General features: G+C 67.6%; 21 protein-coding genes. 8 read left to right on the top strand and 13 right to left on the bottom strand.

What is annotated here, in order from left to right; translation table 11 throughout:
* Nucleotides 1-38: 38 nt before the first annotated feature.
* From BRO63_RS15585 to BRO63_RS15560, 6 genes are all read right to left on the bottom strand, one after another.
* Entirely contained in the window at nt 39-1670 is a 1632-nt protein-coding gene (locus tag BRO63_RS15585; RefSeq protein WP_088140628.1) for an ATP-binding cassette domain-containing protein, read from the bottom strand.
* 170 nt (nt 1671-1840) lie between these two features.
* On the bottom strand, nt 1841-2836 hold the full coding sequence (locus BRO63_RS15580; RefSeq protein WP_088140777.1) for a serine hydrolase: 996 nt from the start codon (nt 2834-2836) through the stop codon (nt 1841-1843).
* Nucleotides 2837-2984: 148 nt separating this feature from the next.
* Nucleotides 2985-3854, bottom strand: a complete 870-nt coding sequence (locus BRO63_RS15575; RefSeq protein WP_088140627.1) for an HpcH/HpaI aldolase/citrate lyase family protein — start codon at nt 3852-3854, stop codon at nt 2985-2987.
* 4 nt (nt 3855-3858) lie between these two features.
* Nucleotides 3859-4578 carry a response regulator transcription factor gene (locus tag BRO63_RS15570; protein WP_088140776.1) on the bottom strand — a complete coding sequence of 240 codons (720 nt, stop codon included), beginning with the start codon at nt 4576-4578 and terminating at the stop codon, nt 3859-3861.
* A 320-nt stretch (nt 4579-4898) separates the two neighbouring features.
* Nucleotides 4899-5369 carry a hypothetical protein gene (locus BRO63_RS15565; protein WP_088140626.1) on the bottom strand — a complete coding sequence of 157 codons (471 nt, stop codon included), beginning with the start codon at nt 5367-5369 and terminating at the stop codon, nt 4899-4901.
* A gap of 72 nt (nt 5370-5441) precedes the next feature.
* Entirely contained in the window at nt 5442-6041 is a 600-nt protein-coding gene (locus tag BRO63_RS15560; protein WP_088140625.1) for a GNAT family N-acetyltransferase, read from the bottom strand.
* A gap of 108 nt (nt 6042-6149) precedes the next feature.
* Here BRO63_RS15560 and BRO63_RS15555 point away from each other — a divergent pair, with 108 nt between their 5' ends.
* Entirely contained in the window at nt 6150-7382 is a 1233-nt protein-coding gene (locus tag BRO63_RS15555) for an NAD(P)/FAD-dependent oxidoreductase (protein WP_088140775.1), read from the top strand.
* Nucleotides 7383-7418: 36 nt separating this feature from the next.
* On the opposite strand, the gene BRO63_RS15550 is transcribed toward BRO63_RS15555, so the two are convergent.
* Nucleotides 7419-8552 carry a 3-deoxy-7-phosphoheptulonate synthase gene (locus tag BRO63_RS15550; protein ID WP_088140624.1) on the bottom strand — a complete coding sequence of 378 codons (1134 nt, stop codon included), beginning with the start codon at nt 8550-8552 and terminating at the stop codon, nt 7419-7421.
* A 238-nt stretch (nt 8553-8790) separates the two neighbouring features.
* Here BRO63_RS15550 and BRO63_RS15545 point away from each other — a divergent pair, with 238 nt between their 5' ends.
* Together BRO63_RS15545 and BRO63_RS15540 are read left to right on the top strand one after the other, a co-directional pair.
* Nucleotides 8791-10017 carry an EAL domain-containing response regulator gene (locus BRO63_RS15545; RefSeq protein ID WP_088140623.1) on the top strand — a complete coding sequence of 409 codons (1227 nt, stop codon included), beginning with the start codon at nt 8791-8793 and terminating at the stop codon, nt 10015-10017.
* A 189-nt stretch (nt 10018-10206) separates the two neighbouring features.
* Nucleotides 10207-11517 carry a ferredoxin reductase family protein gene (locus BRO63_RS15540; protein ID WP_088140622.1) on the top strand — a complete coding sequence of 437 codons (1311 nt, stop codon included), beginning with the start codon at nt 10207-10209 and terminating at the stop codon, nt 11515-11517.
* 5 nt (nt 11518-11522) lie between these two features.
* Here the strand turns inward: BRO63_RS15540 and BRO63_RS15535 are convergent, their stop codons facing one another.
* The gene (locus BRO63_RS15535) at nt 11523-13178 is read right to left on the bottom strand and encodes a mucoidy inhibitor MuiA family protein (RefSeq protein WP_088140774.1); all 1656 of its coding nucleotides are present in this window, start codon (nt 13176-13178) and stop codon (nt 11523-11525) included.
* Nucleotides 13179-13324: 146 nt separating this feature from the next.
* The gene (locus BRO63_RS15530; RefSeq protein WP_088140621.1) at nt 13325-14215 is read right to left on the bottom strand and encodes a LysR family transcriptional regulator; all 891 of its coding nucleotides are present in this window, start codon (nt 14213-14215) and stop codon (nt 13325-13327) included.
* 103 nt (nt 14216-14318) lie between these two features.
* Between BRO63_RS15530 and BRO63_RS15525 the strand changes: the two genes are divergently transcribed.
* The 3 genes from BRO63_RS15525 to BRO63_RS15515 all read left to right on the top strand — a co-directional run bounded on the left by BRO63_RS15525 (nt 14319) and on the right by BRO63_RS15515 (nt 19530).
* Nucleotides 14319-15626, top strand: a complete 1308-nt coding sequence (locus BRO63_RS15525; protein ID WP_088140773.1) for an MFS transporter — start codon at nt 14319-14321, stop codon at nt 15624-15626.
* Nucleotides 15627-15712: 86 nt separating this feature from the next.
* Entirely contained in the window at nt 15713-16423 is a 711-nt protein-coding gene (locus BRO63_RS15520) for a DUF2325 domain-containing protein (protein ID WP_088140620.1), read from the top strand.
* Nucleotides 16424-16521: 98 nt separating this feature from the next.
* Entirely contained in the window at nt 16522-19530 is a 3009-nt protein-coding gene (locus tag BRO63_RS15515; RefSeq protein ID WP_088140619.1) for a GAF domain-containing protein, read from the top strand.
* Nucleotides 19531-19562: 32 nt separating this feature from the next.
* Here the strand turns inward: BRO63_RS15515 and BRO63_RS15510 are convergent, their stop codons facing one another.
* Both BRO63_RS15510 and BRO63_RS15505 read right to left on the bottom strand, forming a co-directional pair.
* On the bottom strand, nt 19563-20999 hold the full coding sequence (locus BRO63_RS15510) for an RNA polymerase factor sigma-54 (RefSeq protein ID WP_088140618.1): 1437 nt from the start codon (nt 20997-20999) through the stop codon (nt 19563-19565).
* A 175-nt stretch (nt 21000-21174) separates the two neighbouring features.
* Complete coding sequence (locus tag BRO63_RS15505; protein WP_373557782.1) at nt 21175-22098, bottom strand: sigma-54 interaction domain-containing protein; 924 nt, start codon at nt 22096-22098, stop codon at nt 21175-21177.
* Between the two features lie 272 nt (nt 22099-22370).
* Between BRO63_RS15505 and BRO63_RS15500 the strand changes: the two genes are divergently transcribed.
* Nucleotides 22371-23747 carry a sigma-54-dependent transcriptional regulator gene (locus BRO63_RS15500; RefSeq protein WP_088140616.1) on the top strand — a complete coding sequence of 459 codons (1377 nt, stop codon included), beginning with the start codon at nt 22371-22373 and terminating at the stop codon, nt 23745-23747.
* Nucleotides 23748-23749: 2 nt separating this feature from the next.
* On the opposite strand, the gene BRO63_RS15495 is transcribed toward BRO63_RS15500, so the two are convergent.
* Nucleotides 23750-24133, bottom strand: coding sequence for a hypothetical protein (locus BRO63_RS15495; protein WP_088140615.1), 384 nt, complete (start codon nt 24131-24133; stop codon nt 23750-23752).
* Nucleotides 24134-24295: 162 nt separating this feature from the next.
* Between BRO63_RS15495 and BRO63_RS15490 the strand changes: the two genes are divergently transcribed.
* Nucleotides 24296-24529, top strand: a complete 234-nt coding sequence (locus BRO63_RS15490) for a hypothetical protein (RefSeq protein WP_088140614.1) — start codon at nt 24296-24298, stop codon at nt 24527-24529.
* 16 nt (nt 24530-24545) lie between these two features.
* Here BRO63_RS15490 and BRO63_RS15485 read toward each other — a convergent pair whose 3' ends face one another.
* Nucleotides 24546-24869: a DUF378 domain-containing protein gene (locus BRO63_RS15485; RefSeq protein WP_088140613.1), complete on the bottom strand. Its 324-nt coding sequence runs from the start codon at nt 24867-24869 to the stop codon at nt 24546-24548.
* Nucleotides 24870-24904 lie beyond the last annotated feature (35 nt).

Below are 24904 nucleotides of genomic sequence, written 5' to 3'. Positions count from 1 at the left end.
AGCTGGCCGGGGTTGGCAGCCCCGGGCCGGCTGCCGCGTCAAGCAGCCTTGGCGGCCAGCTTGGTCTTGTAGAGCCAGTCCTTGTAGTCGTCCAGGTCGCCATCGAAGGAACTGACAGCCCCGTCGGCCACGATGATGAATTCATCGGTGGTGGCGCGCAGCAGGTGGCGGTCGTGCGACACCAGCATCAAGGTGCCTTCGAACTGGGCTAGCGCGGTCGTCAGGGCCTCGCGCGTTTCCAGGTCCAGGTGGTTGGTGGGCTCGTCCAGCAGCAGCAGGTTGGGGCGCTGCCAGACGATCAGCGCCAGCGCCAGCCGGGCTTTTTCGCCGCCGGAGAACGGCGCGATGGAACTGGTGGCCATATTGCCGTTGAAATTGAAGCTGCCCAGGAAGTTGCGCAGTTCCTGCTCGCGCACCGTGGGCGCGATCTTGGTCATGTGCCACAGCGGCGACTCGTCATGCCGCAGCATTTCCACCTGATGCTGGGCAAAATAGCCGATCGACAGGCCCTTGTTGAACTGCGCCTCGCCGGCCAGCGTTGCCAGTTCACCCGCGATGGTCTTGATGAAGGTGGACTTACCCGCGCCGTTGATGCCCAAGAGGCCGATGCGCTGGCCGGCCTGCAGTGAAAAGTTGATGCCCGAGACGATGATCTTGTCGGACACGGCTTCCGTCTCTTCGTCGGCCACGCGGTAACCGGCGCTGACCACGTCCATGGTCAAGAGCGGATTGGGCGCGCGCAAGGGCTCGCGGAATTCGAACGAGAACTCGGCCGCGGCGCGCAGCGGCGCCACTTCCTCCATGCGGGCCAACGCCTTGATGCGGCTCTGGGCCTGGCGCGCCTTGCTGGCCTGGGCCTTGAAGCGGTCGATGAAGGACTGCAGGTGCGAGCGCTGGCGCATCTGCTTTTCCATCATGCCTTGCGCCAGCTCCAGCTGCGCGGCGCGCTGGCGCTCGAAGGACGAATAGTTGCCCGAATAGCGCTTGAGCTTGCGCTCGTCGATGTGGACGATGACGTTGACCACGCCGTCCAGGAAGTCGCGGTCATGCGAGATGACGATGAGCGTGCCCGGATAGCGCTTGAGCCAGTCTTCCAGCCAGATGATGGCGTCCAGGTCCAGGTGGTTGGTGGGCTCGTCCAGCAGCAGCAGGTCGGACGGGCACATCAGCGCCTGCGCCAGATTCAGGCGCATGCGCCAGCCGCCGGAAAAGCTCGTCAGCGGCAGGTGCATCTGCGCCTGCGTGAAGCCCAGGCCGGTCAGCAATTGCTCGGCGCGCGAATGCACGGTGTACGCGTCGGCGTCGGCCAGCGCGGCGTAGATGTCGGCCATGCGCAGGCCGTTCTCGGTGCTTTCGGGTTCGGCCTCCAGCTGCGCCAGTTCCGCCTCCAGCTTGCGCAGCGTGACGTCGCCGTCGATCGCGTACTCGATGGCCGGGCGGTCGAGCGCCGGCGTTTCCTGCGCCACGTAGGCCATGCGCCAGCTGGCCGGATAGTCCAGGTCGCCCTGGTCGGCGTGCAGCGTGCCGCGCAAGAGACCGAACAGGCTGGACTTGCCGGCGCCGTTGGCGCCGATCAGGCCGATCTTGTCGCCGGGATTGAGCAGCAGGTCGACCTTGTCGAGCAAGGGCTTGACGCCGCGCATGAGTGAAACTTGTTGGAAGCGGATCATGGATGGTGCAACAGGGGACGCGGCAGGATACCCGCCGGCCAGGCGCGCTGAAAAATATTCGGGGAAAGGGGGCGCACAGGCGGCGCGACAGGCGGACGGAACGGGCGTTCGTTGCACGTCAAGGCCGGTATTGTACCGGGTTCGGCGCGCCAGGCGCGCGCTGGCGTTGGCTATCGCGCCGCGTAGCGGCTGTCCAGCACCCGCCGCAGGCGTACCGCGTCGCCGAAGCGCGAGCCGCTGGTGCCCTGCGCGTTGAGCAGCACCATGGCCAGGTTGCGCTTGCCGACCCTGACCGCCATGACCAGGCAATCGCCGGCTTCGCGGGTGGTGCCGGTCTTGGACACCAGGATGTCCCATTGCGGACGGCCCACCAGGATGTTGGTGTTGCGGAAGGTCTGGCCGGCGGCCTGGTAGCTGGTCTCGCCGGTGTATTGCCGCAGCAGCGGCTGCGCGGAAATCGCCTGCAGCAACTTGACCAGATCCCGGGCCGAAGACTGGTTTTCGTTGGACAGGCCGCTAGGTTCGGCGAAGCTTGAATCGGTCATGCCCAGTGCGCGGGCCTCGGCATTCATCGCCGCGACGAAGGCGGCGGTGCCGCCGGTATAGGTGCGCCCCAGCGCTTGCGCGGCGCTGTTCTCGGAAGGGATCAACGCCAGGCGCAGCAAATCGGCGCGGCTCAGCTTGGTGCCGGCCGTCAGCCGCGAGGGCAGCTCGCTGGTGGAGCGGGTGTCGCTGGCGTCGATGGTGATGATGTCGTCCATGGGCAGGCCGGCCTTGACCAGCGTCAGCGCCGTCATGAGCTTGGTGATGGAGGCGATGGGCCGCACGGCGTCCTCGTTGCGCGCGAACAGCACTTCGGCGGTGTCCATGTCCTGGACCAGGATGGTGCTGGACTTGAGCTTGCCGATTTCCTTGGCCGGGTCGCGCGTGACCAGCGTGGCGTTGGCGGCCGCGTCCGGGTCCAGCGGGTCGGGCTGCGCGCCCCAGCGCTGGACCGCAATGCGCTTGCCGTAGCCGTGCAGGCACATCGGCAGGGAGGGCTGGGAATTGCAGGGGTGGAAATTGGCGGCCTGGGCCCGCGCCGGCGCCGGCAAGCCCGCCGCCGTGGCGCCCCATAGCGCCGCCACGCAGAATGACATCGACATTTGCCGCAAGATCAGCGTCACGAGCGCTCCCGGATTTGCCGGCCTCGCGCAGGGCGGCGCGTTACTGGCAATATGCATTTGAAAGCCGATATTACTGCGGTTGGCGCCGTTGTCACCGCCGTGGCCGGCGCTGGCCTTGCGGGGCGCTTCTGCGTACGCCATGGGCGCGCTAGGCGCGCGCGATGGCCTCGGCCAGCGCCAGCACGCGTTCGGCCTCGCGCGCATGCAGGTTTTCCACCAAGGCGCCATCGACCACGGCCACGCCCAGGCCGGCGGCCTGCGCGGCCCGCCAGGCGTCCAGGCGCTTGTGCGCGGCGGCAAGTTCTTCTGGCGTGGGCGCGAAGGCGGCGTTGGCCGCCGCGATCTGTTTTGGGTGGATGAGCGTCTTGCCATCGAAGCCCAGGTCGCGTCCCTGCCTGCAGGCCGCCTCCAGGCCGGCGTCGTCGTGCAGGTCGAGGTGCACGCCGTCCAGCGCCGCCAGGCCGTGGGCCCGCGCCGCCATCACTGCCATCGATCGGGCCAGCAGCGTTTCCTCACGCGACGGCGTGTGGCGAGCGTGCAAGTCCTTCACCAGGTCCGAGGTGCCGACGACGATGGCCGTCAGCCTGGGATGGCCGCTGGCGATGGCATCCAGCCGCAGAAAACCCAAAGGCGTTTCCGCCATGGCCCACAAGGGCAGGCTGGCGAGCGCGCCCGCCGCGTCCAGCGCCCGCGCGAGCGCGTCGAGCTCGGCGGCGGACTGTACCTTGGGCAGCAGCACCGCGTCGGCGCCAGCCTGGGCGATGGCGCGGACATCGTCCAGGCCCCAGGCCGTGTCCAGCGCATTGACGCGCACCACGCATTCGCGGCGGCCGTAACCGCCGGCGCGCAGGGCCGCGGCGACCTGCTCGCGAGCCTGCGCCTTGGCATCGGGCGCGACGGCGTCTTCGAGGTCGAGGATCAGGACGTCGGCGTCCAGGCTGCGCGCCTTGTCCAGCGCGCGCGCGTTGGCGCCAGGCATGTAGAGCACGGAACGGCGGGGGCGGATGGCAGGAATCATGGTTTCAGTTCTTGGTGTTGCCGACGACCTGCACGGGCGTGGTGCATACGTAGCCCACGCCATACACGGTCCGTATGCCCATGTCGCCGCCGGCTTGCGCGCGCAGCTTGCGGCGCAGGCGATGCATGTGGGCGTCCAGCCGGTGCGTGTCGTAGGCCTCGACGCTGGCGCCCAGCGCTTCGATCAGGCGGCTGCGCGACAGGGGCAGGGGCGCGGCCTGGATCAGGGCGCCGATCAGCCGGCTTTCGGTGTCGGTGATATCCACGCAGACCTGCTGCGGCGACAGCAGCGTGCGCCGCGCCGGATCGAAACGCCAGGCGCCGGATTCAGGGGCATCGGCGTCGCCCGCCGGCACCACGCGCAGGCGGCGCGACAGCGACACCAGCGTGGCGCCGAGTTCGGCCAGGTTGACGGGTTTGGTCAGGTAGTGGTCGGCGCCCAGGCTCAGGCCCGAGATCTTGTCTTCGCTCAATAGGCGTCCGGTGAGCATGATGATGCCCATCGACGGGAAAGAGGTCCGCAGGTGCGACACGCGGGTCAGCGCGTCGCCGTCGGGCAGCATGGCATCCAGCACCAGGATGCCCGGCGTCACGGTGAGCAGCAACTGGTCCAGTTCCGCCAGGGAGCCGGCCGTGAGGATGCGGCGGTCCAGGCCCAGGTTCTCGATGTATTCGGCGATGGTGTCGCGCCAGTCTCCGTGGTCGTCGACGATGATGATGGTCACGGCGAGTCCGGCGTCAGCGGTTGCGCGCAAGGAGCTTCGAGTGCAAACACGCTATCCGCTCCTTGTATGTGGGTCTTCTTCTATAGGGGGAGTCCGCGAGCGCGATATCTTTCGTATCGCGCGCTTGCGGAGAATATCATCAACGTCCCTGCGGCGCCGCGTCAAGAATCAAGGATGGCAGCCGGACGGCGGACAATTTTTGGCTGATCAAAAAGTGAGCAGCCCGTTGCGCATCCACCGAGCGGCCATCAGCCATGGGTCCGAGGCTTTTTTATCCACAGAAATTGTGGATAAGGCAGGCCCTGTGGATACTGTGCTTTTTATGTAGACAAGTGTTCGACCTTGACGCCCGGCGGCACCTTGCGCATGCGGTCGCGCTCGATGCGTGGCGGGGCGAAGCGGGTCTTGCGGGCGGCGGCGTTCTGCAGCAGCACGGACAGCACGGCGCCCTTGTCCTGGATCCACTGGTTTTTGCCGCGCAGCAATTTCATCGCGTTCTCGGCCGTGCCGAGGCGATAGGTCATGGAGTTGATCTGGACCGAGGTCTTGCCATTGAAGAGGGACGCGTCCTGTTCGGTGATTGCCGCGGCGTCGAGATTGCTGCTGTCGTGATCGATGCGGTAGACGAACTTCAAGCCGCTGTGCGGATCCTGCGCGACCACCAGCTTGTCGGATCCCGATATGTCGGACAGCATGCCGATCACCAGGGACTCGACCAGCTGGTTGCCGCGCTGTTCCTCGGTGTAGATGTATATCGTGTGGCGCACGGGCGCGGCGAAAGTCTGTTGCATACCTGGCTTCAATGGTGCGGGGTGGACCTCGGCGGTCCGGACTGGCGCTGAACGGAGCGGGCAGGGCGCGTCTTACGTCGCGCGGCGCATGCGCGTCAGCAGGCGCGCTTTGACCGCGGGCCAGTCCTCGTCGAGGATCGCGAAGTAGACCATGTCGCGCGCGCGGCCCGATTGTGCGATCAGGTGTTTGCGGAACACGCCTTCCTCCACGCCGCCGATGCGCAGGATGGCCTGGCGCGATTGCATGTTGCTCAGTTCAGTCTTGAACACGACGCGCATGATACCAATTGTTTCAAAAGCGTGCTGCAACAGCAGGAATTTGGCCTCGGTATTGGCGCCGGAACGCTGGCTTGCGGGCGTGAGCCAGGTGCCGCCGATCTCCAGGCGCTTGTGCGCCAGCGCGATGTCCATGTAGCGCGTCGCGCCGATGATCTGACCGTCATCCTGGCGCACGATGACGAACGGCAGGCAGTTGCCGTCGCGCTGGCCGGCCAGCGCGCGATCCACATAGCGCTGCATGTCGTCCTGCGTCTGCACCGGTTCGGGCTGCAGCCGCCACAGCTCGGGGTGCAGGCCCACCTGCGTGAGCGCGGCGGCATGGCCGGCCGCAAGAGGTTCAAGGCGCACGACCTCGCCGGCGAGCGCGACGGGTTGCAGGCGTAGTGTGGTCATGGCGTATTCCTGGGCGGCAATGAGGGCGGCGGGGACATTCGGCGCAGGGAAGGATTCTACGCGCGCGCGCCCTTGCCGAACACCGTACGCGAGCGCAGAATGCGCCGCATGAAAACAGACGCCTTGGTACTGGGTGCGGGCATCGTCGGGGTGAGCACCGCCCTGCATCTGGCGGCGCGCGGCCGTTCCGTGGTGCTGCTGGACCGGCGCGGCCCCGGCGAGGAAACCAGCTATGGCAATGCCGGCCTGATCGAGCGGGCGAGCGTGATTCCGTATGCCTTTCCGCGCGATTGGCGCAGCCTGTGGCGCTACGCCAGGAACGACGCGCCGGACGTGAGTTACCACCCGCGCTTTCTGCCGCGCATCGCGCCGTGGTTGCTGCGCTATTGGTGGCATTCGGCGCCATCGCGCCTGGCGCGAGCCGCCGAGGCCATGTTGCCGCTGATCGAACGCAGCGTGGCCGAGCACGACGCGCTCAAGGATCAGGCCGGCCTGTCCCATCTGTTCCGGCGCAACGGCTGGATCGACGGCGTGCGCAGCGAGGCCGGATTGGCCCGGGCGGTGGCCGAAGCGCAGGCGCTCGCGCCCTATGGCCTGAACTACCGCGTGCTGGACCGCCAGGCGCTGGCGGCGCTGGAGCCGTCGCTGTCGCGCATGGCCGGCGCGGTGCACTGGCTCGATCCGCTCAACGTCTCGGACCCGGGCGCCGTGACGCGCGGCTACGCGGCATTGTTCGAGCGGCGCGGCGGCGTGCTGGCGCGCGGCGACGCGCGCAGCCTCGAGCCATCGGGCAAGGGGTGGCGGGTGCAGGCGGAACAGGGATTGATCGAGGCCCGCGATGTGGTCGTGGCGCTGGGCCCCTGGTCGCCCGACATCCTGCGTCCGCTGGGCTATCGCATCCCCATGGCGGTCAAGCGCGGCTATCACCAGCATTACGCGCTGGAAGATGGCGCAACCTTGTCGCACCCCGTGGCGGACATCGAAAGCGGTTTCGTGGTGACGCCGATGACCTTGGGCGTGCGCCTGACGACCGGCGCGGAATTCGCATCGCGCGACGCGCCGCCTTCACCGATCCAGATCCAGCGCACGCGGGTGTTGGCGCGGCAACTGCTGCCGCTGGGCGATGCCGTGGAGCGCGAACCCTGGATGGGGTGCCGGCCTTGCATGCCGGACATGCGGCCGGTCATCGGAGCGGCGCCGCGCCATCCCGGCCTGTGGCTGGCTTTCGGCCATGCGCATCATGGCTTCACGCTGGGACCGGTGACGGGCAAGCTGCTGGCCTGCATGATCACGGGCCAGGCGCCGGACATGGATCCGGCGCCTTACCGCGTCGGCCGCTGAGGCCGGACGCGGCAAGCGCCCGCAGGGACGCGGTCTTCAGGCCGGCTTGGCGGCCTTTTCGCGGCGCTGGCGCACGGCCAGGGCCAGGGTCTCGAGCACGGGCGCGGTCTGCGACCAGCCCAGGCAGGCGTCCGTGATGGACACGCCGCGGCGCAGCGGCTGGCCGGGTTTCAAGTCCTGGCGGCCTTCTTCGAGATGGCTTTCGATCATCACGCCGGTGATGCGGCCATCGCCCTGGGCGATCTGGGCGGCGATGTCGTTGGCCACGTCGACCTGGCGCAGGTGCGACTTGTTGGAGTTGGCGTGCGAGCAGTCGATCATGACCTGTTCGCGCTGGCCGGCGGCGCGCAGCGCGGCGCAGCAGGCGTCGACGCTGGCCGCGTCGTAGTTCGGGCCTTGCTTGCCGCCGCGCAGGATGACGTGGGTGTCCTGGTTGCCGCGGGTTTCGAAGATGGCGGCCATGCCCATCTTGGTCATGCCCATGAAGGCGTGCTTGGCGCTGGCGGCGACCATGGCGTCGGCGGCGATCTGCACGCCGCCGTCGGTGCCGTTCTTGAAGCCTAGCGGGCAGCTCAGGCCGGAACTCAGCTGGCGGTGGCTGGGGCTTTCGGTGGTGCGCGCGCCGATGGCGCCCCAGGCGATCAGGTCGGCGATGTACTGCGGGCTGAGCAGGTCCAGGAATTCGGTCGCGATCGGCAGGCCCAGGCCGCTGATGTCCAGCAGCAGCTCGCGCGCGCGGCGCAGGCCTTCATTGATGCGGAAGCTGCCGTCCAGGCGCGGGTCGTTGATGTAACCCTTCCAGCCCACGGTGGTGCGCGGCTTCTCGAAGTACACGCGCATGACGATGAGCAGGTCCTTCTGGTGCTGCTCGGCGGCGGTGCGCAGCAGGCGGGCATATTCCATGGCCTGGCCGTGGTCATGGATGGAACAGGGGCCGACCACCAGCACCAGGCGGTCGTCGCGGCCGTGCAGCACGTCCGCAATCTGGACGCGGCTTTGCTCGACCAGCGTCTGGATCTCGGCCGACACCGGCAGCTCGTCCTGCAGCAGGGCAGGCGAAATCAAGGGGCGCACCGCGCTGATGCGGGTATCGTCCGTGCGCGTGTTGTCCTGGGTGGAGTCGGCCGCGCCGACCTCGCGGTCGTGCAGGGGGTCGTCAATGCGGGTCAAGGGTAGCTCCGTGCCGTAGATGCGGGAAAGACATCTATTATGGCACCGGCCGCGCCGCGGGGCGACGGAAGGCTGCCTCCGCTTGGCTGATGGCCCCGATACTACGACTATCGGCGATGGCCCTGCATTAACCCGTTAGCGATAACGACAGGCCGGGCGCGTTTGTCTTAGCATGGTGTACACAGTTTTCCAGCGGCCGCCTGCGGGGGCCCGCCCTATATGAGTAGGACGGTAGACCATGCCTAAAACGGAACCCGGCGGGACCCGACGGATACTCCTAGTCGAAGACCATCCGGTCGAACGCGCCTATCTGCAGAACGTGCTGCTGGCGCTGGGGTTCCGCCGGGTTGCCGGCCTGGGCAGCAGCATCGAGGCGGTCAGCGCGCTGTCGCGCCAGTTCTACGACGTGGTCATCAGCGACATCGTCACGGGCGAGAGCGACGGCACCCGCCTGCCCAACGAATTGCGGCGCCTGGTCGACGCCGGGCGGCTCAAGAGCATGCCGCCCATTATCTGGATCAGCAGCCTCAGCGACGAGCTGTTGCAGTCGCACGTGAAGCTGGCGTTGCAGGCGGGCTGCCCGTCCGCGCAGGCGCTGTCCAAGCCGGTGTCGCGCACGGCCATGCAGCAGGCGATCAAGACGGCGCTGCGCAGCCTGGACGAAGACGACGCCGCGTCGCCCCGGCCGCGCTCGCTGCGTCGTGACGTCATCGAGGCGGCGCTGGGCCATGCGCTGATCACGGGGCAGGGCATGAGCGTGGTGCTGCAGCCGCAGATGAGCCTGTCCACCGGCCGCGTGCTGGCCGCCGAGGCCTTGTCGCGCTGGGAGCATCCCGAACTGGGCGCGATCCCGGCCGCGGACTTCGTGCCCGCCGCGCACCGGCTGGGGCTGGACCGGACCTTGTTCTGCCGGGTCACGGACCGGGTGCTGGAGATCCAGCAGCGCATGCATGCCGAAGACATTGCCGTGCCCATCGCAGTCAACGCCTCGGCCTCCACGCTGTGTTCGCGCGATCTGCCGGGCCTGCTGGAGCAGCGCGTGGCGCAGGCCGGCCTGCCAGCCCGGCTGATCAAGGTCGAACTGACCGAGGACGAGCCGGTGACCGATTGGCTGGCCTTGTCATCGGCGCTGAATCTGCTGCGGGTGCGCGGCTTTGAATTGGCCATGGACGATTTCGGCGCGGGCATCGCCTCGATGCGCCTGTTCTCGGCCATGCCCTTCACGGAACTGAAGATAGACCGCGACTTCATCGTGCACATGCACCGCGAGCCCGCATCGCGCGCCGTGGTCGCGGCCGCCATCGAGATGGGCCGCGTGCTGGGCCGGCGCGTGGTCGCGGAAGGCGTGGAGCACGAGCGCGACATGGAGCTGTTGCGCGAACTGGGCTGCGAGGTGGCTCAAGGCTACGGCATTTCCGTGCCGTTGGAGCCTGACGCCTTCATCGAATTCTGCCGCAGCCGCTGAGCCATCACCGCGGCGCCATGGAGTATCCTGGCGCTGGCCGGACCCGTCCGGACCATCCCGATTTTCCGTGGACTTGACCCCGATCAAGACGTAGGCCGCGCATGGAAAAACGCTCCCGCTGGCGGATTTACCATGGCTTCATGCGGACCGCGCACGGTGGCGCGGCCCCCTGGATGGAGCGATGAACCGATGCGACGCATACTGGCCGCCGTACTGCTGACTTCCCTGCTTGCCTGGGCCGGGGCCTACTGGGCGCAACCGCCGGCCGAGCTCAATGTCTGGACCGCGCGCGACCAGCTCATCCTGCTGACGGGCCTGGGCGCCTACGCGCTCATGGCCCTGATCATGCTGCTGGCGGTGCGGCCGATGTGGCTGGAAACGCGCATGGATGGGCTGGACAAGATGTACCGGCTGCACAAATGGAGCGGCATCCTGGCCGCCGCGCTGGCGGCGGCGCATTACCTGATCAAGCTGGGCAAGCCCGTGCTGCTGGCACTGTTCGATCCCGTGCCCAAGACGCCGCGCGCGGCCGCCGTGCTCGACATGTTCCGCGGATCCGCCAAGGACATAGGCGAATGGGCCGTGTGGATCCTGGCGGCGCTGGTGCTGCTCACCTTGTGGCGGCGCTTTCCGTACCACATCTGGCGCCAGGTCCACCGCATCGCCGCGGTGATCTTCCTGGTGGTCGCCTTCCATGGCGTGGTGCTGACGCCTGCCGCCTGGTGGTGGCAGCCCGCGGGCTGGCTGGTGGCGGTGTGCACGGCGGTGGGGACCGTTTGCGCCTTGATGGCGCTGACCGGCAATATCGGGCGCGGCCGCCGCTACCGGGGGCAGGTGCTGGCCATCGACCATCTTTCCGGCGACATCCTGGCGCTGACCTGTAGGGTGGAGGGCAACTGGCATCACCGCGCCGGGCAGTTCGCCTTCCTGACCGCGGACCGGCGCGAGGGCGCGCATCCGTTCACGGTGTCGGGCGCGGACGACGGCACCGGACGGGTGCAGTTTTCCATCAAGGCGCTGGGCGACTACACGCGGCGCCTGCAACGCAGCTTGCAAGTGGGGCAGGACGTCATCATCGAAGGCCCTTACGGCTGCTTCGACTTCCAGCGCGGCGATGGGCGGCCGCAGGTCTGGGTGGCCGCGGGCATCGGCGTCACGCCGTTCATCTCATGGATGGAATCCCTGCAGACGGACCCGGACACCGCGCCGGTCGCGACCCTGTACTACTGCGCCCGCAACGCCGACGACGCGCCGTTCGCGGACCACCTGACAGCGCTATGCGCGCGCGTGCCGAACGTGACGCTGCAGGTGCGCTACAGCGATACCCAGCGGCCGCTCACGGCCGCCGAGCTGGCCGCGCACCACCAGCCGGGCGCGCCCTGGCCCAGCGTGTGGTTCTGCGGCCCGGCGGGATTCGCCGATGCCTTGAAGGACGGGCTGCACCGGCGCGGCATGCCGGTGAGCGAGCTCTTTCACCAAGAGGCGTTCCAGATGCGCTGAGCGCGTCAGATGCCGGACACCTCGATATCGCCCGGATAGTCGACCGAGAACTTCAGCACAGTCTCGCGCGACTTGCCGGGCTCCATCTCCCAGTCCCACACCAGCTTGCCGTCTTCCTCGCGCTTGATCTCGCGGTCCGCCGGCGACAGCAGCTTGACCACGATCTTTTCGTTGCGCGAGATGGGCAGGCGGTCCTTGAACGACACCTGCTCCTTGGTCGCCTTGTTGTTCTTGACCGTGATCTTGTACTCGTAGGTCACGCGCTTGCCGCTGCCGGAAAAGCCGGTGCTTTCGGTGTAGCGGTTCACCAGCTGGCGCTTGATCGAGATGCCTTCGTCGGCGCCCAGCGCCAGTTCGAGCTTCTCGCCGGGCATTACCGCCTTCATGGAACTGGCCGCGACGAAGGCGTCGTCCAGGAAGGTATTCAGGGAGCCGGCCAGGAAGGGGAAGTCGGTGTTGTTGCTGGCGTGCGCGGTCAGGAACATGGCTTCGCGCAGCGCTGGCGTGGATTGATACTGCAGCGTGGCGGGCAGCTTGGCCGTGGCGATGGCCACGCGCTGCGAGGAATTGTCGGACAGCAGGGTGGCCGGATTCTTGATCTGGAATGATGCGCTGGTCGCTTCGGTCTGCACTTCGGCGGTGGCTTGCTCCAGGGGTTCCGGCGCCAGCGCGGCGGCGGGCGCGGCGGCGTCCTCGAAGGATTGGACGCGCTGGCGCGACATCTTGGCTTCGGCTTCTTGCCTGGCCGCGGCGACCGGCGCGGGGCTGGGGCGCGGACGGGGCGGAGGCGGCGGGGCGGCCACGTCGACGATCCACGGCTGCAGCGCGGGCGCGCCGCCGCCCAGCGAGGGCCGCGCGGTGGACAGCGTGAGCTTGACGTTGTTCCAGTCTTCACCGGTGTTCTGGCGGATGACGCCGAAATAGCCCAGGTCCACGCTGCGATCGGCCGGGCGCAGGCGCGCATCGTAGGCAGGCGTCCAGTGCGCGCCGGCCACGGCATAGGAAACGTTCAGGTCCAGCTTGCCCGCGCGCGCCAGGTTGACGCGCAGGGTGACGGTCTTGGTGCGACGGTTGAGCGAGCTTTGCAACTGATCCAACTGGTTCTGCAAGGCGGTCAGCTCGCGCTCCAGCACCTCTTTCTGTTCTGCCACCCGGCGAAGTCCGGCCAGCGACTTGGCCAGCGAGTCCGCGCTCAACGACTGGATCGCCTTCAACTCGTCCAGCGTCAGGCGCGCGCCGTCCTTGGAGGGCTCGGTGGCGCCGCGCTGCATCATCAGCACCAGCTCGCGCTGGTTGTCCAGCACCGCGGCCTCGTCGTCCAGCAGCGCCTGTTGCCCTTGCAGCTTGCGTACCTGTTCCTCCAGCTGCTTGACGCGTTCGTTGGCGGTGTCGGCCTGATAGGCGTCGCGCACCTTCACATCCAGCAACGTGGCCTGGCCGGTGCTCTTGGCCGAGACTTGCAGCGAATTTTCCTGCAGGCTGGCCGGCAGCTTCTCCAGCACCAGCTCGTGTTCGCCGGCGGCCAGCTCGCTGCTGGCGGCGCGCGTCACGACGGCGCGGTCCTGGTAGACGGTCACGGAACCGATGGAGGAAGGCAGCCCGGCGGCTGCGGCCAGGCCGGGGATCGTCGCAATGGCCAAGGCCAGAAGGGTACGTCGCACTATTTCACCTTTAGACAGGTTGGACTCGCGCGGCGCCGTGTCCATGGGCCGGGACGGACCGCCGCGCGCGCCAAATTTACATTGTGGCCCCGACACTGGTTTTACAGAAAATGACAAACGCGACAGGGCGATACCGCGGGCGCCGCCTAGGGATGGGCCAGCGCGCGCAGCATGTCCACCGCGTTGCCCGCCGCGGTCGAGCGGTCGTGGCGGCGGTAGGCCATGTCCAGCAAGGCATGCGGCGCGTCGCCCTTGATGGGCCGATACTCGATGCCTTGCGCGCCCATGTGCCGCATCGCCGCTGGCACGACGGAAATGCCGACCCCGGCCGCGACCAGGCTGACGATGGACGCCATCTGCGGCGCTTCCTGGATGACGCGCGGCACGAAGCCCGCACGCTGGCAGGCCGACATGATGGCGTCGTACAGGCCGGCGCCGATGGGGCGCGGATACAGCACGAAGTCCTCGTCCGCCAGCGCCGCGATGGGCACGCTGTGCTTGTGGCTCAGCGCATGGTCGGGGGGCAACGCCACCAGCATGGGTTCATCCAGCACGCGCTCGGACTCGAACTCCGGGTCCAGTACGTAAGGCGGGCGCACGAAGGCGACGTCGACTTCGCCTGCGCGCAGGCCGCGCAGGAGGGTGACGGTGTTGCTTTCCGTGAGCGTGACCCGCACATCGGGGTAGCGGTCTCGGTACGCGCGGATGGCCCGCGGCAGGTAAGGGTGGAACACCGCGGAAGCCGTGAATCCCACGGTGATCGCCCCGCGTTCCCCGCGCCCCAGCCGGCGGGCCGTGTCGATGGCGCGGTCGGCGCTGGCGAGGATGGCGCGCGCGTCTTCCAGGAACTGGGCACCGGCCTCGGTCAGCGCAATGCCCCGGGGCAGGCGCAGGAACAGCGGCGTGCCGATCTCGCGTTCCAGCTGCTGGATCTGCTGGCTGAGCGGCGGCTGGCCGATGCCCAGCCTGGCGGCGGCGCGTGTGAAGTGCAGCTCTTCCGCGACCGCGGTGAAATAACGCAGGTGGCGCAGTTCCATCGTTATTAAATATGGTGGGGTTGGGTTTCATATATTGGACATATGAAGGGGAAAAGTCTACCTTGAGGACGTGGGCTGCATGCCCGCTGCTTTCGAGAACCCGATGTCTGCCCCCTCCGCCTGTCCCGCCTCTTCAACCGCCGCGTCCGCGCCGGCGGAGCCTGTCGCTACCCCAACCGATCACCTTGCCCGCGGCACCCCCGGATTGCGGCGCGCCCAATGGGCCCTGTTCGCGGCCGGTTTTTCCACGTTTTCGCTGCTGTACTGCGTGCAGCCGCTGATGCCGCTATTCACCCATGGATTCGGCGTGTCGCCCACCCAAAGCAGCCTGGTGTTGTCGCTATGCACCGCCTTTCTGGCGGCAGCCATCTTTTTCGTGGGCCTGTTTTCGCAAGCCGTGCCGCGCAAGCGCGCCATGGCGCTGTCGCTGTTCGCGTCCGCCGTGCTGGGCACCGTCGCCGCGGCGGCGCCGGACTGGCACAGCCTGCTGGCGCTGCGCGCGCTGCAGGGCCTGGCCATGGGCGGGGTGCCCGCGCTGGCCATGGCCTATCTGGCCGAAGAGGTCGAGCCTGGCACCCTGGGCTTCGCCATGGGCCTGTACATCGGCGGCAGCGCTTTCGGCGGCTTGTCGGGCCGGGTCATCACGGGGCTGGTGTCGGATCACTACGGCTGGCGCGCCGCGCTGGGCACGCTGGGCCTGTTGGGAATCGTGGCGGCGGCGCTGTTCGTCTGGCTGTTGCCCGCATCGCGCCGCTACGCGCCGCAGCGGGGCAGGGGCTGGGCCGGGGTCTGGGGGGATGTGCGCGCGGGCGCCGCCTCGCATCTGAAGAACGGGCCCTTGTGCGGGCTGTTCGCGCTGGGCGGGCTGTTGATGGGCGCCTTCGTCACGGTCTACAACTACGTGGGCTTTCGTCTGCTGCTGCCGCCGTTCTCGCTGAGCCAGACATTCATCGGCTTCATCTTCGTGGTCTATCTGGTCGGAATTTTTGCGTCGACCTGGTTCGGCCGCCTGGCCGACCGTCACGGACGCGGCGCGATGCTGTCGGCCGCCACCGGACTGGCGCTGACGGGCCTGCTGCTGACGCTGTCCAACTGGCTGCCGCTGCTGATTGCTGGGATCGTCGTGTTCACCTTCGGCTTTTTCGCGGCGCACACGGTCGCCAGCGGCTGGGTCGGGCAGATGGCACGCGGCTACAAGGCGCTGGCGGCCTCGCTCTATCTGCTGGTGTACTACATCGGGTCCAGCGTGCTCGGCTCCTTGGGTGGGCATTTCTGGAGCACGGGCCAGTGGCCCGGCGTGGCCGCGATGGCGGGTGGGCTGCTGGCCTTGGCGCTGGCCATCAGCGCAAGCCTGTACCGGCGCACCGGCCGCGCGCCGGCGTCCGCGGCCATGGGAGGCAGCGCCTCGTAGATCCACTATCTAAAAGATAGTAATTCTCATTTATAATCTGCGGCACGCTCGGTGAGCGCAATCCCCATCCAGATCCGAGGGCCGCGATGAATCCTCTCTCCCCCGACAGCCACAACCTGCAGCGCGAGCATGCCGCGCTGCTCGCCGCCTACGGGCAGGCGCAAGCGCATTGCAGCCGGCTGCTGGCCGCCCAGGCGGCGCGCATCCTGTATCTGGAGAGCGAGGCCATGCGGCTGCGCGCGGCCGTCATCCTGCGCGACACCGCGCTGGCCTGGGCGCGCGAAGACCGCAAGGCGCTGGAGACTTCCATTCCCGGCCTGCCCAGGCGCGTGGCCTTGGCGCGCAGCGTTGCCCAGCTGATGGAGCGCGTGCAGACGCTCATGCGCGAGCGCCTGGCCTGGCAAGGGCGGGCCGGGGCCGCGGCGCGCGAACTGGAGACGCTGGCGGAGCCGCCGGCCTGGCGTCCCGCGCCATCCGCGGTCATGCTGCGCCAGAAAGCGGTGCTGTGCGTGGGCGAGGACGCCGTGGCCCTGGCGCTGACGCGCAAGATGGTCGAACTGGCGGGCGGACGCTATCTCGGCCATGACGGCGGCGCGGATGCCGATGGCGACACGCTGGAAGCCAGCCTGGTGGCCGCGGACCTGGTGATCTGCCAGACCGGCTGCGTCAGCCACGGCGCTTACTGGCGCGTCAAGGACCATTGCACCCGCACCGGTAAACAATGCGTGCTGGTCGACAAGCCCGAAGCCTTGCAGGCGCTGCGGCTGGAACGCGAGCCGCTGAAGACGGACGGTTGATCCGTCCGCTTCCCGCGCGGGAACCGTAGCGTCGGGTTACCTAGCGTTTCGGCTGCGCAGCCCTTGCCGCAATACAGTCTAGGGGCAAGGGGGCCGACATGCTGACCAAGCGGGATCGAGTGGCGCTACCCTGGACGGACACGCTTGCCCGCCTGGAAGACGAGCGCATCATGTTGCAGCGCATAGCCGCCGGCATGCCGCTGGCCGAAGTGCTGGAGCACGTGCTGCATGCCATCGAGGTGCAGTCCAGCGTGGAACTGCGCACTTCCATCGCGCTGGTGGACGAATCCGGCGGTTTCCTGCTGCATGGCGCCGCGCCCAGCCTGCCCATGGCTTACAACACCGCGGTGCATAAGGCCGCCATCGGCCCCGGCAGCGCGTCCTGGGGCGAGGCGGCCTACACCGGCAGTCCGGTCTACGTGGAAGACATCGCCTTGAATCCGGGTTGGGCGCGCTGGCGCGACCTGGCCTTGTCGCACGGCCTGCGGGCTTGCTGGTCCACGCCGATCAAGGCGCCCGACGGCCGCCTGCTGGGCGTGTTCTCCAATTATTACGCCATGGTGCGTTCGCCGTCGGCCCACGATATCGACGCGATCGCGCTGGTCACGCGCAGCGCCGCCCTGGCAATAGAGCGCCATCTGACGGAGTTGGCGCTGCGCCAGAGCGGCGAACGCTGGCGCACCATGTTCGCCGGCATGCAGGAAGCTTTTTTCCTCAGCGAGGCATTGCGCGACGACAGCGGCCGCATCGTCGATTTCCGCTTTCTGGAGGTGAACCCCGCCTTCGAACGCCAGACCGGCATGAAGGAAGGCGATACCTTGGGCCATACGCTGCGCGAGATGATCCCCGGCGTGCCTGGCCAGATCATGGATACGTTCGCCCAGGTGATCGAGACCGGCGAGCCGGCCCAGTTCGAGTTCATGGTGCCCGCGCCCCAGGAGGCCTGGTACGAGGCCCGCGCGCGCAAGGACGGGGCCGACAGGATGATGGCGCTGTTCCTGGACGTGACGGCACGCAAAGCCGCCGAAGCCGAGTTATGGGAAGGGCAGCACCGCAAGAATTACCTGGGCACGCTGGGCGACCGCATGCGTGAGCTGCACCGCCCGGAGGACATCGAGCGGGTCGCCTGTGAGGGCCTCTGCCAGCATCTGGCCCTGGGTCAGGCGGCGGTGCTGGACGCGAATGCAGAAAGCCAGGCGCCTGCAATCTCCTCGGCATGGCCGCCCGGAACCGCAAGCCTGGGCCAGCCGCCGCATGCGCTCGACGCATTGGGCGATGATTACCATGCGGCGCTGCGCCAGGGACGCACGGCCTATCTGGCGCCGTTGCTTGGAGCCACCAGTGGCGATATCCGTCCCTGGGCCATCGTCGTGCCGCTGCGGCGCTGGGGCCGGCACGACGGCGCCTTGCTGGCATGCCCATCCTCCGGCAGCAAGCTCAAGGCCAGCGACATCGCTTTCATCGAGGAAGTTGCCGAACGCATGTGCGGCGCGGTCGAGCGGTCGCAGTACGCGCGCATGCTGGAGCAGCGTGTCGAGGATGCGATCGCGGAGCGGGACCGGATCTGGCGCCTGTCCCCGGAGCTGCTCGCAGCGGTTGACCGGCAAGGACGCTTTGTCAGCGTCAACCCCGCGGTACGTCCCATCCTGGGCTGGACTCCCGAGCAGTTCATGTCGATGGACCTGTGCCAGCTGATTCATCCGGACGATCTGGCGGCAACGCTGGCGGCCTGGAGCTGGGTCTCTGGCGACATGGGGCCGCGCCCCGCCGCAAGGCATCTTGAAAACCGTCTGCTCAAGCGCGACGGCGGCTACTGCTGGATAACCTGGAGCATGTCCTGGACCCAGGACAGCCTGTACATGACCGGCCGGGACGACACCGACCTGAAGCTGCAGGCCGAGGTGCTGCGCGACACCGAGAACGCCTTGCGCCAGTCGCAGAAGATGGAGGCGGTGGGGCGCCTGACGGGCGGCATCGCCCACGATTTCAACAATATGCTGCAGGGCATCTCGGGCGCGCTGTACCTGGTGCAGCGCAAGGTCACGGCGGGCGCGCCGGAACAGGCGCTGCGCTTCGTCGACGTCGCCATGGATTCCGCCAACCGCGCGGCGCACCTGACGCAACGGCTCCTGACGTTTTCGCGCCGCCAGCCCATCGATCCCAAGCCGTTCTGCGCGGCCTCCGCGCTGCAGTCCATGGTGGCGCTGTTCCACCGCTACACCGGCGAACGGGTGGCCCTGCGGCTGGATTTGAAGCCGGAACTGTGGACGGTCTGTTGCGACAAGAACCAGTTCGAGAACGCCATGTTGAATCTGGTGATCAATGCCTGCGACGCCATGCCGAAAGGCGGCGCGCTGACCGTTGCCGCGCGCAACGTGGAGCCGGGCGATCCGTTGCTGTTGCAGAGCGCCGGGGACCATGCCGGACGCTTCGTGGAAGTGTCGGTCACGGACGAAGGCTGCGGCATGGCGCCGGACGTGCTGGCGCACGCCTTCGATCCGTTCTTCACCACCAAGCCCATGGGCCAGGGCACCGGCCTGGGCCTTTCCATGATCTACGGCTTCGCCAAGCAGGCGGGCGGCGCGGCCAGCCTGGAGAGCGCGGTGGACGTAGGCACCACGGTCAGGCTGTTCCTGCCGCGCCACGATGGCGCGCCCGAAAGCGTGCAGAACGGCGAGCGGGCGGTGGCGGCCGCATCCGGAGAGGCGCGCAAGGAAGTCGTGCTGGTGGTGGAGGACGATGCGAACGTGCGCGAGATGGTGCGCGAATGCCTGGGAGAGCTAGGCCTGGAGGTGCTGACCGCGGCGGATGGCGAGGCCGGGTTGGAACTGTTGCAGTCCATGCGTGGAATCGATCTTCTGGTCACCGATGTCGGGCTGCCGGGACTCAACGGCAGGCAACTGGCCGACGCCGCCCGCGTGGCGCGCCCCGGACTGCCCGTATTGCTGATGACGGGATACGCGGAAAGCGCGGCGCGCGGCCAGGGCTTCCTGGAACAGGGGCTGGAACTGATCGTCAAACCCTTTCAGCTGGACAAGCTGTCCGAGCGCGTGCAGGGCATGCTGGACGGCGCGCAGGGCAGGGCGGGCCAGGGCCTCCGGCGCTAGTCCGCGCCAAGGCAGGCGTGGCGCCAAGCCGCTTAATGGCGGCGGCGCAATTCAGCGGGCGGCATGCGCAATTGCCCCCGATACTTCGACACCGTGCGCCGCGCCAGCAATATCCCGTTGGCCGCCAGTTGCTGGGTCAAGGCCACGTCTGACAGCGGCATCGCGGGGTCCTCGGCCTCGACCATTTCCTTGATCAGCGCGCGCACCGCCGTGGCCGAGCAGGAGCCTCCGGTGTCGGTGGCCAGCTCGCGCGAAAAGAAGTGGCGGAACTCGAACACGCCGCGCGGGGTCACCATGTATTTGCCGACAGTGGCGCGCGACACCGTGGACTCATGCAAGTCCAGGTCGTCGGCCACCTCGCGCAGCATCAGCGGCCGCAAGGCCACGTCGCCATATTCGAAGAAGGTCTGCTGGCGCTTGACGATGGCTTCGGCCACGCGCTGGATGGTGACGTAGCGCTGTTCGACATTGCGCACCAGCCAGCGGGCCTCCTGCAGCTCCTGGGCCATGGGGCTGCGGTCGTCCAGGCGGGCGCGCCGGAACAGTTCGGCATAGGTCTGGTGCAGCCGCGCCTGGGGCATGGCGTTGCGGTTGGGCAGCACGCGCCAGCGCGATTGCCATTTATCCACGAATACGTCGGGCACGACGTAGACGGGCGCTTCGGCGCTATAGCGGCCGCCGGGCTTCGGATCCAGGCCGCGGATCAGCGCGCAGGCCTCGCGCAGGGCGTCCTCGGAGCAGCCCAGCTGCTGGCGCAGGCCGGCGCAATCGTTGCGCGCCAGCCGGTCGAGCTGTTCCCGCACGATGCGCAGGGCGAGCGCGCGCAGTTCGTCGCTGATGCCGGTTGCCGCCGCCAGCTGCAGCGTCAGGCATTCGGCCAGGTCGCGCGCGGCCAGGCCCGCAGCGTCCAATTGCTGGACCAGGCGCAACGCAGTCATCCATTCGCATTCATCCGGGACGGGTTCGGCGCCGCGCGGCGCGTCTTCCCATAGGCTGGACAGGGGCGCGCGCAGATAGCCGTCGTCGTCCAGCGCGTCGATGATGTACTCGGCAAGCAGGCGGTCGCGCGCCTGCAATTGATAGTTGCCCAGCTCCTGCGACAAGCGCTGGCTCATCGACACGGGCGCGCTGACCCATAGTCCCTGGTCCCGGTCCGGCCCGTCGCCCTGGGCGCGCGTGGGGTAGTCGCCGGAATAGGCGGGAGCGTCAGGCGGCGGCAGGTCGTCCTGCGGGGCAGGCTCCAGCGGCTCGGGCTGGGGCGGGTCAGCGGCAGGAAAGCCCTCCGCGGCCGGCGGCAGCTCGCTTTCCTGCTCGTCGGGATCCTCCAGGAATGGATTGCTGGCCAAGGCCTGCTCCACTGCGGTGGTGAATTCCAGCGCGGTCATCTGCAGCAGCTTGACGGATTGCTGCAGGCGAGGCGCCAGCGCCATCTGCTGGCGCAGGCGCAATTCTTGCGTGGGGTAGACCAATCGAGTCTCCTGGACACGGGCTGCCGGCGGCAATCCATCCTTGTACTGAAGCAAAGACCGTGCCAGCCGCCGCGGCGGGCGACGCGGGGCGACTGCGCGCGCAACGCTGCGCCAGTCTTACAAGGGAGTGGTAAGAAATGCTCCTCGCGCGCCGTGGCCGATGCGGCCTGGGCGTTCAGGCGCAGCCCTCGTCCTGCCCGTTCTTCTCGTAGTCTTCAAGACGGTTGTAGAGCGTCTTCAGACTCAAACCCAGCGTCTCGGCCGCCATGCGCTTGTCGCCGGCGTGGTGCGCCAGCGTCGCCAGGATGAAAGCGCGTTGCGCCTTGCCCAACGACATGCCGATGGGCAAGGTCAGCGCGCCGTCGCACATGGTGGGTTGCGGCGCCTCGCGCGGCCGCAGCAACAACTCGGTGTCGAGCTCGCCGTCGGCCAGTATGAACGCGCGCTGCACCGCGTTGCGCAGTTCGCGGACATTGCCTGGCCAATCATGCAGAGAGATCGCTTCGAGCATGCGTACGGAGAAGGCCTTCTGCGTGCCGTTCGCGGTGTTCAAGGTATCCAGAAACCAGTGTGCCAGCACCAGCGCGTCGTCGCCGCGCTCGCGTAGCGGGGGTACGCGCAAGGGAATCACCAGGAGGCGGTGCAGGAAGTCCTGGCGCAGGCGGCCTTGCGCGACCGAGGCAAAGGGATCGCGGTTGCTGGCGCAAATGATGCGGACGTTGGCGCGCAGCAGGTCGGAGCCGCCCACGCGCTGATAGGTGCCGGCTTCCAGCACGCGCAGGAAATTGACCTGCAGGTCCGCAGGCATCTCGGTCACTTCGTCCAGGAATAGCGTGCCGCCGCTGGCGTATTCGAAATATCCGGCGCTCTGGGCGACAGCGCCCGTGAAGCTGCCTTTTTCGTGGCCGAACAATTCGGCATGCGCCAGGCTGCCGCTGATGGCGCCGCAGTTGACAGCGACAAAGGGCTGTTCGCGGCGTGCGCTGGCGTCATGGATGGCGCGCGCGACGATTTCCTTGCCGGTCCCGCTTTCCCCCACGATGAAGACGCTGGCATCGGTGGCCGCGGCCAACTGCAGTTGGGCATCGAGTTTTTGCATCACCAGGGAAAGGCCGGACGCGTCGATCAGTACCTCCTGGGAGGCCTGCGCTGGTGCGCGCGCGGCGCTGGGAGTGCGATTCGCCATGCTGATTCCTGGGGCCCGGCTCGGACCATGAGCGTCACTCCCATGCTAGTGGCTGGGGCAGGCGAGGATGCGACGATTTGCAAGTATTAGAAAATCTTGATGGAAAGTATCGAACATTTGCCCGTGGCCCTCGCGCAATCGCTATGCTGAAAGACTCACGACAACATCCGCGATACGGAGCAAGCATGCCTCATCTGCTGATTGTTGATGACGATCCCGCGATACGCGAAACCTTGGCCGAGATCGGACGCGAAAGCGGCTTTTCGGTGGCCCTGGCAGCCAGCATCAAGGATGCGCTGATCCAGCTGGAACGGCACGCGCCCGACCTGGTGCTGACCGACATCCGTTTGCCCGAAGGCAGCGGCATGGACATCTTCAAGAGCGAGGCCGCCGCCAGCGCGGAGGTCGTGGTGATGACGGGGCACGGCACCGTCGACAATGCGGTGCAGGCCCTGCGTCTTGGCGCCACCGATTACCTGGTCAAGCCGATCTGCATGGAACGCTTGAACGGAATCTTCGCGCGCGTGAACGCGAATTCGGGTAGCGATCTGCAGGGCGCGCCGTTTGAAGAGCCGGGGCGCTACGGCAAGATGTATGGCGCGTCGGCCTGCATGCAAGCGCTGTATCGGCAGATCGGACGCGTTGCCACGACCAACGTCACAACGTTGTTGATCGGTGAAAGCGGCACAGGCAAGGAATTGGCCGCGCACGCCATTCATGAACTCAGCGCGCGCCGCCAGCGTCCGTTGATCGCGGTGAATTGCGGCGCGATCTCGCCCAACCTGATCGAAAGCGAAATGTTCGGCCATGAGCGCGGCAGCTTCACGGGCGCGGACCGTCAGCACAAAGGTTATTTCGAGCGCGCCGACGGCGGCACGCTGTTCCTGGATGAAGTGACCGAAATGCCGCTGGATCTGCAGGTCAAGCTCTTGCGGGTCCTGGAAACCGGGCAGTTCATGCGCGTCGGGACCAACCGGGAGATCGCCTGCGACATCCGGATCGTCGCCGCGACCAACCGCGATCCGGAACAGGCGGTGAAGGAAGGCAAGCTGCGCGAGGATCTCTATTACCGGCTCAGCGTCTTCCCCATCAAGCTGCCGGCGCTGCGCGAGCGCGGCGACGACATCCTGTTCCTTGCCAATCGCTTCCTGCAGGGGTTGAACCAGGAATCCGGCAAGCGCAAGGAATTCTCGCCGCGCGCGCTGGCCGCGCTGCAGCAGTATGCGTGGCCGGGCAATGTGCGGGAACTCAAGAACTACGTGCGCCGCGCCTTCATCATGGCGGACGGCGACACGCTGGAGGTGGATATGCTGACGCCGCGTGTGTCGCCGGCGGGCGAAGGCGCCGGCGGCCAGGTCAGCGTGCCCGTGGGAGAAACCTTGGCGGAGGCGGACCGGCGCCTGATCCTGGCGACGCTGGAGCGTTGCAACGGCGTGAAAAAACAGGCCGCGGCGGTGCTCGGCATCAGCCCCAAGACGCTGTACAACCGGCTCGAGGAATACGCCGCGGCAGACGCGGAGGGCGCCGCCGCGGCGCCTGGCCGGAAACAGGACCGGTCCTGACCTCATTTGCCATACCGCGTTTTCAGGTCTGCCATGCAGGCGTCCTTGGCGTTGCCGGACATGCCGTCGCATTTCTCCTTGCCGACCTTGTAGTCGGCATCGTTGCGCACCTTGGCCGCGTCATGCGAGGCCTCGGCCTTTTCCTTGCCTGCCTTGGCGTCCGCCCGGGCCTTGTCGCGCGTGGCTTCGGCCTGCTGCTGGCAGACGTCCTTCTGGTTGCCCTTCATGCCGTCGCAACGCTTCTTGTCCATCTTGTACTGGTCATCGATCTGCTGGTTGCTGCGCACGGGGGTGGCGCCGGTCTGCATGGTTTGCGCCTGTGCCTGGAACGCCAGGGCGGAGAGGCTCAGGGCGACTGCGGGAAGTACGACTCGGGACAGATTCATGGCTGACTCCTAGGATGGGACCCGGCATCGCGCGGGCCTGGCTTCATGCAAGCAAGCGGCGTGCCCGGGCTGGCCGGGCACGCCGCTTGCTTGCGGCCTTGCTGCGGGCGATGCCGACGCGCACACCGCAAGCATCCGTTGACCGAACCGGGGGACACCAATATGGAAACCAAGCGCACGGACCAGGAAAAGGCAGACACGGAACAGGGCAAGGCCAATGCGCCGCGCACGCAAACCGAGGCCGCGCACCGCAGCGGCCAGTTCGGCACGGACAAGCCGGGCTTCGGCAGGCCGCCAGCCGCGCCCAAGCGCGAATCGGACAAGAAGCCCAACGAAAAGGGCGCCGAATACGAGGAAGGCGGCCAGTATCCGGGCAAGCGGCCGGGCGGAAAATAGCGGCCTTGCGGCCGTTTCAATCCGGCGCTTGTCTTGCCTGTTGGTCCGGGTGCGAGTCCGCCTCCTGTTCGCCCAGCCGGAACAACAGCACCACGCTGTACAGCGCGGCCAATCCGATCAGGCCGTAGACGCCGCGCGTGGCAGCAGCCGACGGCAGCACCTTCGCGAACACGTCCAGGTCCACTGCGGCGATCAGGCCGGAGTTCAGGCCGCCCGCGACCACGGCGATCAGCGCCGACCAGTCCAGGAGCGAAAGGCCGCGGGTTTCGGGAGGAACCGGAGGTGGCGCGGGATCTTCTTCCCGTTCGGAGAAATCCACTTCGTGGCCGGGCATGTCCATGTGGGGGTCCTTTGCGCAAGATGCGAGTAGGCGGG

Origin of the sequence: Achromobacter xylosoxidans, from assembly GCF_002192695.1 — a bacterium.
Taxonomy (GTDB): Bacteria; Pseudomonadota; Gammaproteobacteria; order Burkholderiales; family Burkholderiaceae_B; genus Achromobacter; species Achromobacter xylosoxidans_C.
Note: the sequence above shows the minus strand (reverse complement) of the source record. Positions and strands in the feature narration are given on the sequence as shown.

Excerpts from the sequence above, each read along its gene's own strand:
- BRO63_RS15585 (WP_088140628.1), bottom strand. The coding sequence starts at position 1,670 with ATGATCCGCTTCCAACAAGTTTCACTCATGCGCGGCGTCAAGCCCTTG.
- BRO63_RS15515 (WP_088140619.1), top strand. The coding sequence starts at position 16,522 with ATGCTGACCAAGCGGGATCGAGTGGCGCTACCCTGGACGGACACGCTT.
- BRO63_RS15505 (WP_373557782.1), bottom strand. The coding sequence starts at position 22,098 with ATGCAAAAACTCGATGCCCAACTGCAGTTGGCCGCGGCCACCGATGCC.
- BRO63_RS15490 (WP_088140614.1), top strand. The coding sequence starts at position 24,296 with ATGGAAACCAAGCGCACGGACCAGGAAAAGGCAGACACGGAACAGGGC.
- BRO63_RS15500 (WP_088140616.1), top strand. The coding sequence starts at position 22,371 with ATGCCTCATCTGCTGATTGTTGATGACGATCCCGCGATACGCGAAACC.
- BRO63_RS15555 (WP_088140775.1), top strand. The coding sequence starts at position 6,150 with ATGAAAACAGACGCCTTGGTACTGGGTGCGGGCATCGTCGGGGTGAGC.
- BRO63_RS15545 (WP_088140623.1), top strand. The coding sequence starts at position 8,791 with ATGCCTAAAACGGAACCCGGCGGGACCCGACGGATACTCCTAGTCGAA.
- BRO63_RS15495 (WP_088140615.1), bottom strand. The coding sequence starts at position 24,133 with ATGAATCTGTCCCGAGTCGTACTTCCCGCAGTCGCCCTGAGCCTCTCC.
- BRO63_RS15520 (WP_088140620.1), top strand. The coding sequence starts at position 15,713 with ATGAATCCTCTCTCCCCCGACAGCCACAACCTGCAGCGCGAGCATGCC.
- BRO63_RS15565 (WP_088140626.1), bottom strand. The coding sequence starts at position 5,369 with ATGCAACAGACTTTCGCCGCGCCCGTGCGCCACACGATATACATCTAC.
- BRO63_RS15530 (WP_088140621.1), bottom strand. The coding sequence starts at position 14,215 with ATGGAACTGCGCCACCTGCGTTATTTCACCGCGGTCGCGGAAGAGCTG.
- BRO63_RS15485 (WP_088140613.1), bottom strand. The coding sequence starts at position 24,869 with ATGGACATGCCCGGCCACGAAGTGGATTTCTCCGAACGGGAAGAAGAT.
- BRO63_RS15560 (WP_088140625.1), bottom strand. The coding sequence starts at position 6,041 with ATGACCACACTACGCCTGCAACCCGTCGCGCTCGCCGGCGAGGTCGTG.
- BRO63_RS15540 (WP_088140622.1), top strand. The coding sequence starts at position 10,207 with ATGCGACGCATACTGGCCGCCGTACTGCTGACTTCCCTGCTTGCCTGG.
- BRO63_RS15575 (WP_088140627.1), bottom strand. The coding sequence starts at position 3,854 with ATGATTCCTGCCATCCGCCCCCGCCGTTCCGTGCTCTACATGCCTGGC.
- BRO63_RS15525 (WP_088140773.1), top strand. The coding sequence starts at position 14,319 with ATGTCTGCCCCCTCCGCCTGTCCCGCCTCTTCAACCGCCGCGTCCGCG.